Below are 18,083 nucleotides of genomic sequence, written 5' to 3' on the forward strand. Positions count from 1 at the left end.
CGGGATTCGGGATTCGGGATTCGGGATTCGGGATTCGGGATTCGGGATTCGGGACAGCGTCGCGCGGCCGGGCGCGACGTCAAGCCCATAGGGTGGGCCCTGGCCCACCATGAACCCCACCCTGGGCCCGGTTCGCTGCTGAATCCGCGCGCTCCGCTTCCGCTTGGCATCGCGCATCGGCCCGCCACCGGCCGAGAGAACCCCGGCGACCGCTCAAGAGCGCAACGACGTTCAAGAGACCTTGCGTGCGTGCATGGTGTGGTGGGCCAGGGCCCACCCTATGACGCTCGCGGACGTTCACGCCGCCGCATCATGAGCTGCGCCAGCGCGCGCGCCGCCGCATCGCCGCGCCGGCTCAAGGCGACAGCCGGAACCCGAAGGGAAGCAGCGCATCGATCGCGAGCACCCGCGCAGCCCCTTCGGCAAGGAACCCCACCCGCGCCCCCGGACCCAGCTCGAAGATCTGCTGGCGGCAGCCCCCGCAGGGCGCGGCCTCCTGCGGCCGGCCCTCACCGTCGAAGGCCAGCACCACGAGCTCAACCACTTTGACACCCGCACCTTCCGCCGCCACCGCGGCCGCCAGCGCGTGCCGCTCGGCGCAGCCGCTCAGCGGATAGGCGCTGTTCTCGACATTGCAGGCCGCGTACAGGCCACCGCTGGCGGTACGCAGCGCGCAGCCGACGTGGAAGTGGGAGAACGGTGCGTAGGCACGCCGCGCGACGGCACGCGCGGCCTCAACGAGGACGGGATCCAGCTCGGGATGCATAGAGGCTTTCCGTGCGCATGCGCGCACATGGACGGGGCCGCACATACTGCCTGTCGCGGGTGCGCCCGTGCACGAGCACGCAGCCCAGGTAAAGCGGGAGACAGGCCACGCGAGCCTTCCACGCGCCTTGCCATGGGGCGTTACACTCCGCGCCCTCGCATTGCCATCCGGGAAAACAAATGCCGACCGCACGCGCATCGACATGCGCACTTCTTCTCGCATTCTTCCTGTCCACTGGCGGCGTTGCAGCAAGCGCCAGCGAAGGTTCGCGCATGACGCTCGGCGCCTACCTGGGCAAGGAACACGTGGATTGGGAGTTCAGCCTGATCCTCGATGGGCAGGAGGTCTGCCGCTACACGCACGCGCCGCCGACGATCGGCATGCGCTGGCCGCCCGGTGATGACTGCCGCTTCGAGATTCCACCCACGGCCACGACCCTGCATCTGCACGCACTGAAATCGGGCCTGATCTTCGACACCCGGCACGAGCAGAGTTTCCGCCTGGTGGACACCTCGGCGGAGACACCCGGCCTTTACGATCGGAGCACGCCGTTCGGCGAGCGCATGCGCGCTCTCTTCGACGCCGCGCAGGGCTGGGAGGAGAGCGGGGTCGAGCTGCGCGGGACGCCCATGGACAGCGACACCCGCGCGCAGGTCGAGGCGCGCCTCGGGCACGCGTTGCCCAACGCACTGGTCGAACTGTGTACCGCGGTCGGCGGGGTCAGCTTCGGTGGTCTCGGCCATTGGCTGGACTGCGACGACGACCTGCTGCCGCTGAAACAGCAGATGGACCGCTTCGGCTCCGACTACGACGACTTCCCCGAGTGGCAGCCCGTGTTCGACAGCGCGGTCTTCGTCGCCCTTGAAGGCGGCGATGGCATCGGCTACCTCGCCTACGTCCCCGCTCCCAATCCGCACTGCCCTGGGGAGGCCTGGTTCCGCTTCCACCAGGACGGCGGCGACTTCACCTGGCTGAAGGATGCCGACGACCAGTGCCTGGACACAGGGGCCGCGCTGCTGCGCTGGTTCGAGATCCTGCTGATCGACGCCCGCGAGATCAACGAGAGCCCGGCGCAGGACACCCTGCGGATCGACCTCACGCGCCCGCACCAGCATCTCGCCCTGCGCCAGGCCTGGCGCGAGGATCCGAAGCGGCCCTTCCGGCTGTACGTGGACAGCCGCTGGTAGCTGCAGCGGCGTCGCGCCTGTCGTGTGTCCATGGCCTGCACACTGCAAAGGTCTAGCCACTCACGCGGATCGTAGGGGGCCGCAGTCCTGCGATTCAGGGCCCGGCTGACTCCACGAGCCGCGCGCGCAGCGCGCGCCAGTCCTCCCGCACATGCCTGCGTGCCGCCCACCGGCCCAGCCACCAGAACGGATTGAGCCAGGACGTCCAGCGCGGCCGGGCCAGCCATTCCGCCACCTTGCGCCGCGCCTCGTCCTCCGGAAAGAACCACGGGTCGAGACCCATGCCGAAGCTCAGATAGACCGCGATGGTGTCGAGCGCGAAGGCTCCGCAGACCTCGTCGAGCACGATGCGCTCGATCTCTTCGACGCCCAGCCCGGTGCCCCGCAGCTTCTCCGCGAAAGCATCCATCTGATCCGCGTCGTACTCGGTGTCGACCCAGCACTGGGCCAGCACTTCCCAGACGATGGCGTTCGGTGAGGGTGCGGGGTCCATGCGGATTCGGGATTCGGGATTCGGGATTCGGGATTCGGGATTCGGAGCAGCGTCGTGCGTGCAGACGTGGCGTCAAGCCAATAGGGTGGGCCCTAGCCCACCATGCGCCTGATCCCAGCCTCGGTCCATCGGCAGGTTCGCGCAAGCGCTGCTGCTCCACTTCTCCATCGCACAGCGGTTGCCGAGTCTTCCGACGCGTCATCCCCACACCATCTCATGCGAAAGGAGACGCCCGCATGGACGCACGACACGCGCCCGGACCGAACCGAGGCAAGTTCAACTGACGTGGGTCGAGACCCAGCCCATGGGCTCGGGCCGCAGTGCGCCGCAGCGCGCTAGGTGACGTGGCGATTGGCTTTGGCGACCGACACGTTCGGCGCAGAACATCCACGCATGCGGTGGTCGGCCGCGCCACCTTGCGACGCGCTGCGCCTGGCCCAAGCCGCGCAAGGCATCGCGCCGGTTCGTGGCATCCGCACGGCAGAAGGCCCGGGTTTGCCCGGGCCTTCCGCATTCAAGCATTGAAGCGAACAGCGCTCAGTACACGTCCTTCGCCGTGTTGTAGACGTTGAACTTGCCGGTCGGCGTGATCAGGCGCGGGTCGTCGATGACGGCCTTGAGCGTGCGCGTCCTGTCGTCGACCACCACGATCGCCGAGCGCTGGTCCTTGCCGTTCCACACCGAGAACCAGACCTCGGTGCCGTCCTTGTTGTACTCCGGCTGCACCACGCGCTTCGGGCCTTCGCCCAGATTGGCCCACTCGGCGATCGGCAGCACTTCATATCCGCCTTCGAGGTCGTCGAGATTGAACACGGCGATGCTCTGCGAGACCTCGGCGGTCGGATTCAGCGGTGTGTCGACCCACAGGTTGCGCGACTTCGGATGGGTCTTGATGAAGAGCGAACCGCCGCCCTGGCCTTGCAGCACGTCGACCACCTTCCAGGCCTGGTCGGGGTGACCTTCCGGATCCGTGCCGATCAGCGTGACCTTCTCGTTGCCCAGCGCCGAGGTGCCCCAGACCGGACCGAACTCGGGGTGCACGAAGTTGGCGCCGCGGCCCGGGTGCGGGATCTTGTCGACATCGATCAGGCCGACCATCTTCTGGTCGCGCGAGTCGACCACGGCGATCTTGTCGCTCTGGTTGGCAGCGGTCAGGAAATAGCGCTTGGTCACGTCCCAGCCACCGTCATGCAGGAAGCGCGCGGCATCGAGCGTGGTGACCTTGAGCGCGTCGAGGTCGCTGTAGTCGACCAGCAGGATGCGGCCGGTCTCCTTGACGTTGACGATGAACTCCGGGTGCTCGTGGCTGCCGACGATGGCGGCGACGCGCGGCTCCGGGTGGTACTCCTGGGTGTCGACGGTCATGCCGCGGGTCGAGACGATCTTGATCGGCTCCAGCGTCGGGCCGTCCATGATCACGTACTGCGGCGGCCAGTAGGCACCGGCGATGGCCAGCTTGTCCTCGTAGCCCGGGAACTTGCTGGTCTCGACCGAGCGGGCTTCGAGGCCGATCTTGATCTCGGCGACGCGGTCGGGGGTTTCCATCCACAGGTCGATCAGGTCGATCTTGCCGTCGCGGCCGATGGTGTAGACGTAGCGCATCGAGTGGCTGATGCGCGAGATGTGCACCGCGTAGCCGGTCTTGATGATGTTGATGATCTCGTAGGTGTCGCCGTCGATCAGGGCGATCTCGCCCGAGTCGCGCAGGGTCACCGAGAAGATGTTCTCCAGGTTGTAGTTGTTCATCTGCCGGGTCGGACGCTGTTCGACCGGCACCATCACGTTCCAGCTGCCGCGCATCTCGGCCATGCCCCACTCCGGCGGGTTCGGCGGCGTGTGCTGGAGGAAGCGCGCCATCAGGTCGACCTGCTCGGTGGTGAGCTCACCGCCGGTGCCGAAGTTGGGCATGCCCGCCGGCGAGCCGAAGGTGATCAGCGCCTTCAGGTAGTCGGTGCCCTTGCCCTGGGTGATGTCCGGGGTCAGCGGCTTGCCGGTGGCACCCTTGCGCAGCACGCCGTGGCAGCCGGCGCAGCGCTGGAAGAAGATCTCGCTGGCGGCGGCGAACTCGTCCTCAGTCATGTCGGGGGCGCCCGGGGTGCGCACCTGCTTGACGTCGGCACCGGCGAGCGTGCTTGGCGCGCCCTCATAGGCGGCCTGCGCCTGCGAGGTGCCCGGGTGGGCCTGACCCTGGGCGGGGTCCTTGGGCGCGCCGATCTCGGTGCGCACCGCGGCCACCTGCTCGGCGCTGATGGCGGCACCGCCGGAGTTCAGGCCGGTGTTGACGTAGCTCAGGATGTGCGCGATGTCGGCGTCGCTCAGATGGCTCATCGCCGGCATCACGCCGTTGTAGTCCTTGCCGCTGACTTTCATCGGGCCAGACAGGCCGGTCAGCACCGCGCGGATCGCGGTCTCGGCGGTGTTGGAGGTCAGCCAGTCCGAGCCCTTGAGCGGCGGGAAGGCGCCCGCAAGACCCGAGCCGTCCGGCTGATGGCAGGCCGCGCAGTTGGCGAGATAGGCGGCCTGGCCGGCCTCGGCATCGGACTTCGGCGGACGCTCGTTGACGGTGTCGCTGCTGCAGGCGGTGGCACTGAAAAGCATCAGTGCCAGGGCCCCGGAAAGGTGTCGGTAACGCATGGCGATCTCCTGGCGGGTAGCGGGGGTGCAGGGCGGGCACGCTTCTCTGGGGTGCCTGAGCGTCCTGCTCGGTGGTCAGTCTGTGCCCGCACTTCACGCGTCAACCCTGACTTGGGTCAGGTGGACCGCAGTCTCCCGGCCTTCGTGAAGACGCGTTTGACCTCACTCAAGTTTGCGTGAGGGTGACGACCCGTAGGCTGCACCCCAACTCCTGCTGGAACACGCCCCATGCACCGCTGTCCTCCTCGCCCCCTTTGCCGCGCCATCGCGCTGGCCCTGCCCCTGCTCTGCGCGCTCGCGCCCTTCGAGGCATCCCGGGCGGAGGCCGCCGCCGAAGCCACCCGCCTCGACCAGATCGTGGTGGTGGCCCGCCGCGCGCCCGAACCGCTGTCACAGGTCGTCTCCAGCGTCAGCCTGGTCGATCGCGAACAGTTCGAGTCGCGCCTGGCCGTCGATGCCGCCGATCTGGTGCGCTACGTGCCGGGGCTGCGCATGGACTCCGAGCCCAACCGCTTCGGCAGCCAGGGCGTGTCCATCCGCGGGCTAGGCGGCAACCGCGTGCGCGTCGAGATCGACGGCGTGCCCCTGCCGGAGGCCTTCGCGGTCGGCCAGTTCGCCGCCGCCGGCCGTGACTTCGGCGAGCTGGCCAGCATCGAACGCATCGAAGTGCTGCGTGGACCGGCTTCGACGCTGTATGGCAGCGATGCGCTGGCCGGCATCGTCGCCATCCGCACCCGCGACGCCGACAGCCTGCTGGCCACCAGCGCGGGCGATCGCCACGTCGGACTGCAGGCGGGCTACGCCGGCCGCGATGCCAGCCGGCACCTGGGCTTCAGCCATGCCTTCGCCGGCGACCACGGCCTGCAGGGCGTGCTGGTCGCTTCGCTGCGCGAGGCCGGCACGCCGGGCAACCGCGGCCGCTCGACGGCGGAAGACGCCAATCCCACGGATCGCGAAGCACGCAGCCTGCTCGGCAAGCTGGGCCGCGGCTTCGGCGCGCACGGCCAGTGGCAGCTCGCCTTCGAGCACCAGCGCAGTGAGGTGCAGACCGACGTGGTCAGCCAGCGCTTCGCTCCCGGCCGCTTCACCACCACTTACGAACTGCTGGGCGACGACGCCCAGCGCCGCAACCGCATCAGCCTGAAGACGAACTGGGAGGCGAGCCTGCTCGGCTTCGACCGCATCGAAGCCCTGCTCTACGGCCAGGACAGCGAAACCCGCCAGGACACCGAGCAGTTCCGCTTGGCCGACCGCACCACGCCCTTCGAGTCGCTGCGCTGGCGGCGCTTCGACTTCGCGCAACGCGATCTCGGCCTGGATCTGCTGGGCATGCGCAGCTTCAGCACCGGCGCGGCCGCGCACGAATTGCTGGCCGGGCTGGAACTGGAGCGCAACCGCTACAAAGGCGAGCGCGATGGCCTCGAGACCAACCTGCGCAACGGCAGCACCTCGACCGTGGTGCTGGGCGAGCGCTTCCCGGTGCGCGATTTCCCGACCTCGGTCGGTGAGCGCCGCGCCCTGTTCCTGCAGGACGAGATCACGCTGGGCCGCTTCGCGCTGATCCCCGGCCTGCGCTACGACCAGTACCGGCTGGACGCGCGGCCCGACGCGATGTTCGTCGAGGACTATCCCGGGTTCGAGGTGGTGGACGGCAGCGAAGACAGCCTGACCGGCAAGCTCGGCCTGCGCTTCGCCGCGACCGAGGACAGCCAGCTGTTCCTGCAGTACGCCCGCGGCTTCCGCGCCCCGCCCTTTTCCGACTTGAACATCGGTCTGTCGCTGACGCTTCTGAACTACGAGGTGCGGCCCAACCCCGATCTGAAGCCCGAGACCAGCCACGGCTTCGAGGCCGGCTGGCGCTACGCCGGCGAGCGCGTGCACGCGACCCTGTCGGCCTATCGAAACGACTACCGCGACCTGATCGAATCGCGCGCCAACCTCGGCGTGGACGCGAGCACCGGCGCCCTCGTGTTCCAGTCGGTCAACCGCGATCGCGCCCGCATCGAAGGCCTCGAGCTTGAAGTCGAATGGGACCTGGCCGGGCTGTCGGAGACGCTGGATGGCTTCCGCCTGCAGGGCGCGCTGGCGACGGCGGACGGCGAGGACACGCGCCGAGGACAGCCGCTGAACAGCGTCGACCCCGACACCGCCGTTCTGGGCCTGAACTACGCCGCCGGCAACGGCCGCTGGGGTGCGGAGTTCATCACCACCGGGGTGCGCGGCAAGGACGCTCTCGACCAGACCTCAGGCGCGCTGTTCGCCCCGCCCGGCCACGCCGTGTTCGATGCCTTCGCCTGGTGGCAGGTTCACGAGCAGGTGCGCCTGAACCTCGGCCTGTTCAACCTCGGCGACCGTCGCCATTGGCGCTGGGCCAACGTGCGCGGGCTGGCGGCGAGCACGCCGAACCTGGGCTTCTACACGCAGCCGGGGCGGAGCGTGAGCGTAGGGGTAGATGTGAGGTTCTGAGCTGGCGCGCCATGGGGTGGGCCCCGGCCCACCAGGAGCCCAACACTCGCCCCTGTCTTCGCGTTCGCAGGCTGACCTCCTCGCAAGCGACACGTGAATGCGACACGCCGCAGCACGCCTCCACGCCATGGTGGGCCAGGGCCCACCCTATGGACGCTTCGCTTCCCGCTTCCCGCTTCCCGCTTCTCGCTTCTGCGGTTGCTCTTGCGGGCAGGAGCCCGCGCTCTTCCACGGGGCCCCTGGGGAGCGGCGAGGCTCGGACGATCAGCCCGCAGGGGCGCCGGCAGGGATGCCGGCGATGTTCGTGACAGTGCAGGGATGCACTGTCCACGAACACCGGCCGAGACTCGCGAACCCTCTGCGCAGGGATGCGCAGAGGGCGCGGACGAGGGGTGGCCTTTCTCTTGCCTACTTCTCTTTGGCCACGCAAAGAGAAGTAGGTCGGGCGGCCCGAAGGGCTGACCGAAAGCTCTTGCTCTTCGATTCAAACGACAGAGCGAACAAGCGAAACCGAGGCGAGCGTGGGGCTCATGGTGGGCCAAGGCCACCCTATGACAGCCGCGAGGGCGGGCAGCCCGAAGGGCCGACTGGAGAAGCTCTTGCTCTCCGCTTCGAGCGACGAAACGACGAAGCGACGAAGCGACGCAGCAAGACCGAGGCGAGTGTGGAGCTCATGGTGGGCCAGGGCCCACCCTATGACAGCCGCGAGGGCGGGCCACCCGAAGGACGGATCGAACGCTCTTGCGCTTTGCTTCAAGCAGCGAGCAGCAAGATCAAACGCAGTCATTCCTCGGGCAAGAGGGATGGCGACGCTCCGCCCGGACCCTCTCCCCAACCCCACCTTCGCTTCGCTCGGGCTCTCGGGGTCATCGGCTGCCACCGGCAGCCGATAAGCAACCCCGAACCGCTCCCACGGGGAGAGGGCTCAAGCGCAGCGGAGCAACGTCGAGCCTTTCGCCGGCAGATCAACGGCAGGGCCGCGCCCTACCCGCGCAACTGCGGCCTGGCGACCACCGCCCCGCTTGACCTGCATCAGTGCCACCCAGACCCACTGGAGCGGAGCATCCCCTCCACATCAAAAGGTCGATGAGGAGTGCGCGTCGTGAGCATTGAAAGAAAGCTGTGGCTGGGCCTGATCGCCCTGCTCACGGTCTCGTTTGCGGTCCTGCTGTGGGTAGGCACCGAGATCCATCGGCAGATGCCGCCGGTCCCCGAGCAGGTGGTGACCACCGAGGGCAGCGTGGTCTACACCCGTGCCGACATCGAGACCGGCCGCCAGGTCTGGCAGTCGATGGGCGGCCACCAGCTGGGCTCGATCTGGGGCCACGGCAGCTATGTGGCGCCGGACTGGACTGCCGACTGGCTGCATCGCGAGGCGATCGCCTGGCTGGACATCGAAGCGCGTCGCACCCACGAGCGCGACTACGCCGACCTGCTACCCGAGCAGCAGGCCGCCCTGCAGGTGCGCCTGCAGAGCGAGATCCGCCAGAACGGCTACGAGGCCAGCACCTCGAATCTCATCATCAGCGCCCAGCGCGCGCAGGCGATGAACGTGGTCGCCGAGCACTACATCGCGCTGTTCGGCGATGACCCGCAGATGCTCGACCTGCGCCGCGCCTACGCGATGAAGAACGGCACGGTGAAGGAAGCCGAGCACCGCCGTGCGCTGAACGCCTTCATCTGGTGGACGGCCTGGTCGGCGGTCACCGAGCGCCCGGGGCAGGCGATCAGCTTCACCGCCAACTGGCCCTACGAGCCCCTGGTCGGCAATGAGCCGGCACCGAACCTGCTGATGTGGACCGTGTTCAGCGTGCTGTTCCTGATCGCCGGCATCGCCCTGCTGGGCTGGTACAACGCCCGCCAGAAGGAAGAGGACCTGCCGCCGCTGCCGAAGATCGATCCGCTGTCGACGATCACGGTCACGCCCTCGATGAAGGCCACCGCCAAGTATTTCTGGGTGGTGATCGCGCTGTTTCTCACCCAGATCCTGCTCGGCGCCCTGACCGCGCACTACCAGGTCGAAGGCCACGACTTTTACGGCATCGCCCTGTCGGAGTTCCTGCCCTACTCGCTGACCCGCACCTGGCACACCCAGCTCGCGGTGCTGTGGATCGCGACGGCCTGGCTGGGCATGGGCCTGTACATCGGCCCGGCGATCTCGGGCCATGAGCCGAAGTTCCAGCGCCTCGGCGTCAACGTGCTCTGGGTGTGCCTGATCATCATCGTCGTCGGCAGTTTCGCCGGGCAGTGGTTCGCGGTGATGCAGAAGATGGGTCTGGCGCACAACTTCTGGTTCGGCCACCAGGGCTGGGAGTACGTCGACCTTGGCCGCTTCTGGCAGTGGTTCCTGTTCCTCGGCTTGGGCATCTGGCTGTTCCTGGTCGGCCGCACCCTGGTGCCGGCGATCCGCCGCGGCGGCGAGCACAAGTCGATTACCCTGCTGCTGTTCCTCTCCACGGTCGCGATCGGCCTGTTCTACGGCGCCGGCCTGATGTACGGCGAGAAGACCCACCTGTCGATGGTCGAGTACTGGCGCTGGTGGGTGGTGCACCTGTGGGTCGAAGGCTTCTTCGAGGTCTTCGCCACGGCCGTGATCGCCTTCCTGTTCACCAAGCTCGGCCTGGTCCGCGCCAAGCTCGCCACCACCGCGGTGCTGTTCGCCACCATCGTGTTCATGGCCGGCGGCGTGCTGGGCACCCTGCACCACCTGTACTTCACCGGCACGCCCACCGCGGTCATCGCGATCGGCGCCAGCTTCTCGGCGCTGGAAGTGGTGCCGCTGGCCTTCCTGGGCTTTGAAGCCCACCACACCTACAAGCTCGCCTCGGCCACGCCGTGGATGCGCCGCTACCACTGGCCGATCATGTTCTTCGTCGCGGTGGCCTTCTGGAACCTGGTCGGCGCCGGTCTGTTCGGCTTCCTCATCAACCCGCCGCTGCCGCTGTACTACATGCAGGGCCTGAACCTGACCCCGCTGCACGGCCACACCGCCCTGTTCGGCGTCTACGGCATGCTCGGCATCGGCCTGATGCTGTTCTGCCTGCGCGGCATCAAACCGCTGGTGGCTTGGAACGAGGGCGCGCTGAAGACCGCGTTCTGGGCACTCAACGTCGGCCTGGTCGGCATGGCCCTCTTCACCCTGCTGCCGATGGGCATCATCCAGCTGGCCGCGGCGATCGAGCACGGCTACTGGTATGCGCGCTCGGCCGACCTGATGCAGCAGCCGATCATCCAGATGCTGGTGTGGATGCGGGTGCCCGGCGACACCGTGTTCAGCGTCGGCGCGGTGGCCCTGGCCTGGTTCACCCTGCGGCTGTGGATCAAGCCGAAGCAGGCGTTCGCAGCTCCGAAGGGCAGCGAGGCCGAGGCGCGGGTGTGAGCGGCGCGGCCGCGTGATGCACCAAGGACCGGCGCGGTGAATGCGCGCAGGTCTCGCAGAGCGGGCCCGGGTGATTCCGGGCCCGCTCTGCGTTGGGGCTTCGGTGCAGATGGGCATGCGCGAGCGTCAAGCCCACGGTGGGCCAGGGCCCACCCTATCCACATCGCCGCTTCTCGCTTCTCGCTTCTCGCTTCTCGCTTTGGCTCTTGCGGGCAGGAGCCCGCGCTTTCCACGGGGCCCCTCGGGAGCGGCGGGAGGCCGCGGATCAGCCCAAAGGGGCGCCGGCAGGGATGCCGGCGATGTTCGTGACAGTGCAGGGATGCACTGTCCACGAACACCGGCCGAGACTCGCGAACCCTCTGCGCAGGGATGCGCAGAGGGCGCGGACGAGGGGTGGCCTTTCTCTTGCCTACTTCTCTTTGGCCACGCAAAGAGAAGTAGGTCGGGCAGCCCGAAGGGCTGACCGAAAGCTCTTGCTCTTCGCTTCGAGCGACGAAGCGACGAAACAGAACCGAGGCAAGCGTGGAGCTCATGGTGGGCCAGGGCCCACCCTATGACAGCCGCGAGGTCGGGCAGCTCTAAGGGCTGGCCGAAAGCTCTTGCTCCTCGCTTCAGGCAACCCAGCGAACAAACGAAACCGGGGCGAGTGCGGAGCTCAGGGTGGGCCAGGGCCCACCCTATGACAGCCGCGAGGGCGGGCAGCCCGCAGGGCTGACCGAAATCGCTTGCTCCTGCTTTTCGCTCGGAGCGACGAAAGCGCAGGCGCCACATCAGCCATGAGCCAAGTCGCAACGCACGGCAAGGCCCGAAGCAAACGCTTCGCCCAGCCCCCCCCACCCCCTCCCCCGCGGGGAGAGGGGCCAGCGCATCGGCTGACGCAGATCAGCGCGCTCCCCGCGCGCCACGCGCATCCTGCGCCCATGAACACCCTCACGCTCCCCGCCGATCTCGCCCGCACCCTGTCGGCCGCGCCGCACCGGCTGCTGTTCTTCATCGGTGCGGCCAATGTGCTGGCGGCCATGGCCTGGTGGACCCTGTGGCTGATGAACCCTGCCGCCCTGCCCGCAGGCAGCGTGCCGGCCGGCTGGATGCACGCCTTCATCCTGCAGTACCAGGTGCTGCCGAGCTTCTTCTTCGGCTTCCTGATCACCGTGTTCCCCCGCTGGATGGGCCTGCCCGAACTCGGTCGCTGGCACTACGTGCCGGTGGGCCTCGGCATGATCAGCGGCCAGCTGCTGTGCCTGGCTTCGATGTTCAGCGGCAGCGGCCTGCTGCTGCATCTGGGCGTGGTCAACACGATCGCCGGCTGGGCCGCCGGGCTCACGGTACTGGGCAGCGTGCTGCTGCGTGATCGCCAGACCACCTGGCATGCGATCAGCGGCTTCGCGGCGCTGGTGATCGGCTTTGCCGGCCTGCTGTGTTTCGCCGTCTACCTGCACACCGGTGACGCGCGCTTGGCCTATGTGGTGATCAAGCTCGGCAGCTTCGGCCTGCTGCTGCCGGTGTATGCGACGGTGGCGCACCGGATGTTCCCCTTCTTCGCCGCCAACGTGGTGCCTGGCTATGCGCCCTGGCGGCCGCTGTGGCTGCTGGCGGCGCAGTGGCCGCTGTGGCTGGCGCATCTGGCGCTGGAGCTGATGCACGGCCACGCCTGGCTGTGGCTGGTCGACTTGCCCCTGCTGGCGCTGGCGGCCTTGAGCGTCTGGCGCTGGTGGCCGCGCGGCCCGATGCCGGCCCTGCTGCGGGTGCTGTTCGTCGGCTATGCCTGGCTGCCGATCGCAATGGCGCTGTACGCCGCGCAAAGCCTGTGGATGTTCTGGAGCGGCGAGTTCGCGCTCGGCCGCGCGCCGGTGCATGCGCTGTCGATCGGCCTGTTCGGCAGCCTGCTGGTGGCGATGGTGACGCGGGTGACGCAGGGCCATTCGGGTCGGCCGCTGGTGCTGGGCAGGGTCGCCCTGTTCGCCTTCATCGGCATGCAGGCGGTCGCGGTGCTGCGGGTGGTCGGCGAGCTGGTGGCCTCACCCATGGACTGGTATCGCGCAGCGGCGCTGGGCTGGCTGCTGGTGTTCCTGCCCTGGGTCGCGCGCTCGCTGTGGATCTACCTGCGGCCGCGCGCGGATGGCCGGCCCGGTTGAGGCGGCCGCATCATCCAATTCCACCGGTGCCCATAGGGTGGGCCCTGGCCCACCATGGACTCCGCTTCCACCTCATGCTTTCCATTCGGCAGGCAGAAGAGCCCTCAAGCCCGCACGCCAGTACGGCGCTCCGAATCCCCAATCCCCAATCCCCGCCGCCCATGCTCGAACTCTATCCACAGATCAAAGCCGCCCACGTCGGCCTCGTGCTGCTGAGCGGCGGACTCTTCGCCCTGCGCGGCCTGCTGGTGCTGCTGGGCCAGCGCTGGGCCAATGCCGCGGCCGTGCGCTATCTGAGCTACACCATCGATACCGCACTGTTGACCGCGGCGCTGATGCTGCTGGTGGTGCTGAAGCTCAACCCCTTCACCACGCCCTGGCTGCTGACCAAGCTGGTGCTGCTGGTGCTCTACATCGTGCTCGGGGTGATGGCGCTGAAGCGCGCGCGCTCGACTGCGCAACGATGGAGCTACTACCTGGCGGCGCTGGCAAGCTTCGGCTTCATGTACACGGTGGCGCGGGCGCACCAGCCCTGGGGCCTCTTCAGCAGCTGGCTCGCATAGGGCGGACCCTGGCCCCACCGTGGCCGGCGCAGTGCCGCCACACTGGCTCCTCGGCAGGCGTGTCGCGATCACCGGAGGGGCGCTTGCGCAGCTTGTGACCGCGGTGTGTGTCCAGCTCATGGTGGGCCAGGGCCCACCCTATGGGTCAGTCGCGCAGCACGGGCTGCGTGGTGCCTTCAGTCGCGCAGCACGGGCTGCGCGAGGGCGTGCAGGCGATTGAGGTCCAGCAGCTCGAACTCGCGGCGGTTGACGTGGATGAGGCCTTCGTCCTGGAAGCGCCGCACCACGCGCGAGACCGTCTCCGCGGCCAGCCGCAGGTAGTTGGCGATGTCGGTGCGCGACATCGCCAGGTTGAAGCGGGTGGACGAGAAGCCGCGCGCGGCGAAGCGCCGCGAGAAGCTCAGCAGGAAGGCGGCCATGCGCTCGTCGGCGCTGAAGTCACCGGCCAGCAGCGCAGCCTTGTTGATGTCTTGGCTCAGCAGCCGGAACAGCTGGCCCTGCAGGCCCGGCATGCGGGTCGCAAGCGTCGCCATCATCGGGAACGAGAAGCGGCACAGCATCACCGTGTCCAGCGCCATCACATTGCAGGGAAAGCGCGCGCTGTGGATGGCGTTGAGCCCGATCACCTCCCCGGGTAGGAAGAAGCCCAGCACCTGCTCGCGGCCCTGCGCATCGACGGTGAAGGTCTTGACCGTGCCGGCACGCACCGCGGCGATGGCGTTGAAGCTCTCGCCCTCGCGGAAGATGTAGTCGCCGGCCTGGAACGGCCCGATGTGTTCGACCAGGCAGTGCAGCTCCATCAGCGCGGCCTTGTCGTAGCCCTCGGCCTGGCAGGCACCGGCGAAGGCGCAGGTGCTGCAGAAGTGCAGGGCATCGCCGTCATCGGCGATCGGCGTGGGTCGGGCGCGGTGTGCGCTGGGTGTGCTCATGCGACAGCCGTGACGTGAGTTGGGGTCGAATGCTACCGCGCCCCGGCCTTGTGGCACATGCCCGGGCTTCACGCCCGGCCGCACTGTCCACGGGGTCGCGCGGCAGGCCCGCAGCAGCCCGCGCGCCTTTCCTCCACCCCTGCGCGGAGAGCGCCATGGACAGACGCGATTTCCTTACCTTCACAGGGCTCGGCGCCGCCGGCCTGCTGCTGGCCCGCCCCGGCCGGCTGATCGCCGCCGAGGCGCTCACCGACGGGCGCATCGACCTCGCCATCAAGAAGGCCCTGGCCGACCGCGCGCTGACCGCCGCGACCGAGGCCGGCGCCAGCTACTGCGACATCCGCATCGGTCGTTACCTGAACCAGTTCATCGTCACCCGCGAGGACAAGGTGCAGAACGTCGCCAGCACCGAGTCGATCGGTGCCGGCATCCGCGTCATCGCCAATGGCACCTGGGGCTTCGCCGCCACCAGCACGCTCACCGCCGAGGCCATCGTTGCCGCAGCACTCGAAGCCGTCGCCATCGCCAAGGCCAACTCGGCCGTGCAGAGCGAGCCGGTGCGGCTGGCGCCGGTCAAGGGCGTGGGCGAGGTCAGCTGGGCCACGCCGATCAAGAAGAACGCGATGGAAGTGCCGATCAAGGACAAGGTCGAGCTGCTGTTGTCAGCCAACGCCGAGGCGATGAAGGCCGGCGCCAGCTTCGTCAACTCGACGATGTTCCAGATCAACGAGCAGAAGTACTTCGCCTCCACCGACGGCAGCTACATCGACCAGGACGTGCACCGCCTGTGGGTGCCGCTGCAGGTCACCGCGGTCGACAAGAGCAGCGGCAAGTTCCGCAACCGCGCGGGCCTGTCGACGCCGGTCGGCATGGGCTACGAGTACCTGGATGGCGACGCCTCGGAGCGCATCGAGATGCCCGGCGGCGTGATCGGCTACCGCAACAGCTACAACCTGATCGAAGATGCCGCGGCCGCTGCGCGTCACGCCGTCGAGAAGCTGAAGGCGCCGAGCGTCAAGCCGGGCAAGTACGACCTCGTGCTCGACCCGCAGCACCTGTGGCTGACCATCCACGAGTCGGTGGGCCATCCGCTCGAGCTCGACCGCGTGCTCGGCTACGAGGCCAACTTCGCCGGCACCAGCTTCGCCACGCTCGACAAGCGCGAGGCCAAGTTCCAGTACGGCAGCGACAAGGTCACCCTGTTCGCCGACAAGACCCAGGTCGGCAGCCTCGGCGCGGTGGGCTACGACGACGAGGGCGTGCCGACCAAGCGCTGGGATCTGGTCCGTGACGGCATCCTGGTCAACTACCAGGCGATCCGCGATCAGGCCCACATCATCGGCGAGAGCGAGTCGCACGGCTGCTGCTATGCGGATTCGTGGAACGCCGTGCAGTTCCAGCGCATGCCGAACGTGTCGCTGGCGCCGGGCAAGGACGAGCTCAGCCCCGAGCAGATGATCGAGGGCGTCGAGAACGGCATCTACATCGTCGGCGCCGGCAGCTTCTCGATCGACCAGCAGCGCTACAACGCGCAGTTCGGCGGCCAGCTGTTCTACGAGATCAAGGACGGCAAGATCACCCAGATGCTCGAAGACGTGGCCTACCAGATCCGCACGCCGGAGTTCTGGAACGCCTGCGACGCGGTCTGCGACGAGCGCGACTATCGACTGGGCGGCAGCTTCTTCGACGGCAAGGGCCAGCCCTCGCAGGTCTCGGCGGTGTCGCATGGATCGTCGACGGCGCGCTTCCGCGGCATCAATGTCATCAACACCGCCCGCAACATCGGCTGAGGTCCAAGGAGGACACCATGAGCATGTTCACTGAAGCCGAAGCCAAGGCCATCCTCGACAAGGTCATCGCCCTGTCGAAGGCCGACGAATGCATCGCCACCCTGACCGGCAACCGCGAGGGCAACATCCGCTTCGCCCGCAATTCGGTCTCGACCTCGGGCGTGGTCAACGAGGTCAACCTCGCCGTGCAGGTCGCCTTCGGCAAGCGCAGCGGCATCGCCACCACCAACAGCTTCGACGACACCTCGCTGGAGCGCGTCGTGCGCCGCGCCGAGGAGCTGGCCCAGCTGGCGCCGGAGAACCCGGAGTTCATGCCGGCGGTGGAGAAGCAGAGCTACACCGCGACGCCGACCTATGTGCAGGCCACCGCCGACATCGACCCGGCCTTCCGCGCCAAGGTCGCGCTGGATTCGATCAAGCCCTGCAAGGACGACAGCCTGGTCGCGGCCGGCTACCTCGCCGACAACACCGGCTTCATCGCCACGGCAAACAGCCGCGGCAACTTCGGCTACCAGCAGCTCAACAACCTCGACTACACCTGCACGGTGCGCACCGCCGACGAGACCGGCTCGGGCTGGGTCGCCACCAATCTGGCCGATGCCTCGAAGTTCGATGCCTCGAAGGACATCCAGACCGCGATCCGCAAGGCCAAGGGCTCGGTCGATGCCAAGGCGCTGGAGCCCGGCAAGTACACGGTGGTGCTCGAACCGGCCGCGGTCTCGGGCCTGTTGATGTTCATGCTGATGGGCTTCGATGCCCGTCAGGCCGACGAGGGCCGCAGCTTCCTGTCGAAGAAGGGCGGCGGCAACCGCCTCGGCGAGAAGGTGTTCGACGAGCGCGTGAACGCCTTCGCCGACCCGGCCCACCCCGATGTGCCGGTGCTGCCCTGGGACATGGACGGTCTGCCGCGCGGCAAGCACGCCATCATCGAGAACGGCGTCGTCAAGCACCTGAACTATTCGCGCTACTGGGCGAAGCAGCAGGAGCGCGAGCCGATCGCCATGCCCGGCAACATCATCATGAGCGGCGGCGACAAGAGCACCGAGGACATGGTCAAGTCGACCAAGCGCGGCATCCTGGTGACCCGCACCTGGTACATCCGCCTGGTCGATCCGCAGACCGTGCTGCTGACCGGTCTGACCCGCGACGGCACCTTCTACATCGAAGACGGCGAGGTGAAACACCCGATCAAGAATTTCCGCTTCAACGAATCGCCGATCATCATGCTCAACAACATCGAGGAGCTGGGTCGACCCGAACGCATCAACGCGGGTGCCGGCGTCGGCGGCGGCCCGGGCATCGCGATGATGGTGCCGGCGATGAAGGTGCGGGATTTCACCTTCACTTCGCTGTCGGATGCGGTGTAGCGGCAGGAACGGGCGTGCATGCTCATAGGGTGGGCCCTGGCCCACCGTGGGCTCCACGCTCGTCTCGTTCCAAGCGGTCGCCGCTCTGGGCCCCTCTCCCATCGGGGAGCGGTTCGGGGTCGCTCATCGGCTGCCGGTGGCAGCCGATGACCCCGAGAGCCCGAGCGAAGCGAAGGTGGGTTGGGGAGGGGGCCGGGCGAAGCGCTCGCTCCGAGCCTTGTCTGGCGTTGGTGCTCGGCTTTCAGCTCTTGCTATACCTGATGGCTCTTCGCTCGGGGCGAAAAGCAGGGTCAAGAGCTTTCGGTCCGTCCTGCGGCCGGCCCGACCTACCTTTCTTTGCGTGGCCAAAGAAAGGTAGGCCAAAGAAAGGCCAC

General features: G+C 67.9%; 11 protein-coding genes. 7 read left to right on the forward strand and 4 right to left on the reverse strand.

From position 1 onward, the window contains the following. Positions 1-355: 355 nt before the first annotated feature. Positions 356-766, reverse strand: coding sequence for a cytidine deaminase (locus Q0654_RS11150; protein WP_298853816.1), 411 nt, complete (start codon positions 764-766; stop codon positions 356-358). A 272-nt stretch (positions 767-1,038) separates the two neighbouring features. Between Q0654_RS11150 and Q0654_RS11155 the strand changes: the two genes are divergently transcribed. Then, positions 1,039-1,953 carry a hypothetical protein gene (locus Q0654_RS11155; RefSeq protein WP_298853817.1) on the forward strand — a complete coding sequence of 305 codons (915 nt, stop codon included), beginning with the start codon at positions 1,039-1,041 and terminating at the stop codon, positions 1,951-1,953. Between the two features lie 94 nt (positions 1,954-2,047). On the opposite strand, the gene Q0654_RS11160 is transcribed toward Q0654_RS11155, so the two are convergent. Together Q0654_RS11160 and Q0654_RS11165 are read right to left on the reverse strand one after the other, a co-directional pair. Then, positions 2,048-2,446, reverse strand: a complete 399-nt coding sequence (locus Q0654_RS11160; protein WP_298853818.1) for a hypothetical protein — start codon at positions 2,444-2,446, stop codon at positions 2,048-2,050. Positions 2,447-2,983: 537 nt separating this feature from the next. After that, a complete protein-coding gene (locus Q0654_RS11165) occupies positions 2,984-5,080 on the reverse strand; it encodes a cytochrome D1 domain-containing protein (RefSeq protein WP_298853819.1) in 2,097 nt (698 codons plus the stop codon). A 228-nt stretch (positions 5,081-5,308) separates the two neighbouring features. Here Q0654_RS11165 and Q0654_RS11170 point away from each other — a divergent pair, with 228 nt between their 5' ends. From Q0654_RS11170 to Q0654_RS11185, 4 genes are all read left to right on the forward strand, one after another. Beyond that, positions 5,309-7,546, forward strand: a complete 2,238-nt coding sequence (locus tag Q0654_RS11170) for a TonB-dependent hemoglobin/transferrin/lactoferrin family receptor (protein WP_298853820.1) — start codon at positions 5,309-5,311, stop codon at positions 7,544-7,546. Between the two features lie 1,102 nt (positions 7,547-8,648). After that, positions 8,649-10,925: a nitric-oxide reductase large subunit gene (locus Q0654_RS11175; protein WP_298853822.1), complete on the forward strand. Its 2,277-nt coding sequence runs from the start codon at positions 8,649-8,651 to the stop codon at positions 10,923-10,925. Positions 10,926-11,845: 920 nt separating this feature from the next. Next, the gene (locus tag Q0654_RS11180) at positions 11,846-13,060 is read left to right on the forward strand and encodes an NnrS family protein (protein WP_298853824.1); all 1,215 of its coding nucleotides are present in this window, start codon (positions 11,846-11,848) and stop codon (positions 13,058-13,060) included. 161 nt (positions 13,061-13,221) lie between these two features. Continuing rightward, a complete protein-coding gene (locus Q0654_RS11185) occupies positions 13,222-13,623 on the forward strand; it encodes a SirB2 family protein (RefSeq protein ID WP_298853826.1) in 402 nt (133 codons plus the stop codon). Between the two features lie 176 nt (positions 13,624-13,799). On the opposite strand, the gene Q0654_RS11190 is transcribed toward Q0654_RS11185, so the two are convergent. Beyond that, positions 13,800-14,552: a helix-turn-helix domain-containing protein gene (locus tag Q0654_RS11190; protein ID WP_298853828.1), complete on the reverse strand. Its 753-nt coding sequence runs from the start codon at positions 14,550-14,552 to the stop codon at positions 13,800-13,802. A gap of 155 nt (positions 14,553-14,707) precedes the next feature. Here Q0654_RS11190 and Q0654_RS11195 point away from each other — a divergent pair, with 155 nt between their 5' ends. Together Q0654_RS11195 and Q0654_RS11200 are read left to right on the forward strand one after the other, a co-directional pair. Next, complete coding sequence (locus Q0654_RS11195; protein ID WP_298853830.1) at positions 14,708-16,342, forward strand: TldD/PmbA family protein; 1,635 nt, start codon at positions 14,708-14,710, stop codon at positions 16,340-16,342. A 17-nt stretch (positions 16,343-16,359) separates the two neighbouring features. Continuing rightward, positions 16,360-17,709, forward strand: a complete 1,350-nt coding sequence (locus Q0654_RS11200; protein WP_298853832.1) for a TldD/PmbA family protein — start codon at positions 16,360-16,362, stop codon at positions 17,707-17,709. The last annotated feature ends 374 nt before the right edge of the window (positions 17,710-18,083 follow it).

The sequence above is a fragment of the uncultured Aquimonas sp. genome, assembly GCF_937888285.1.
Lineage (GTDB): Bacteria > Pseudomonadota > Gammaproteobacteria > Xanthomonadales > Xanthomonadaceae > Aquimonas.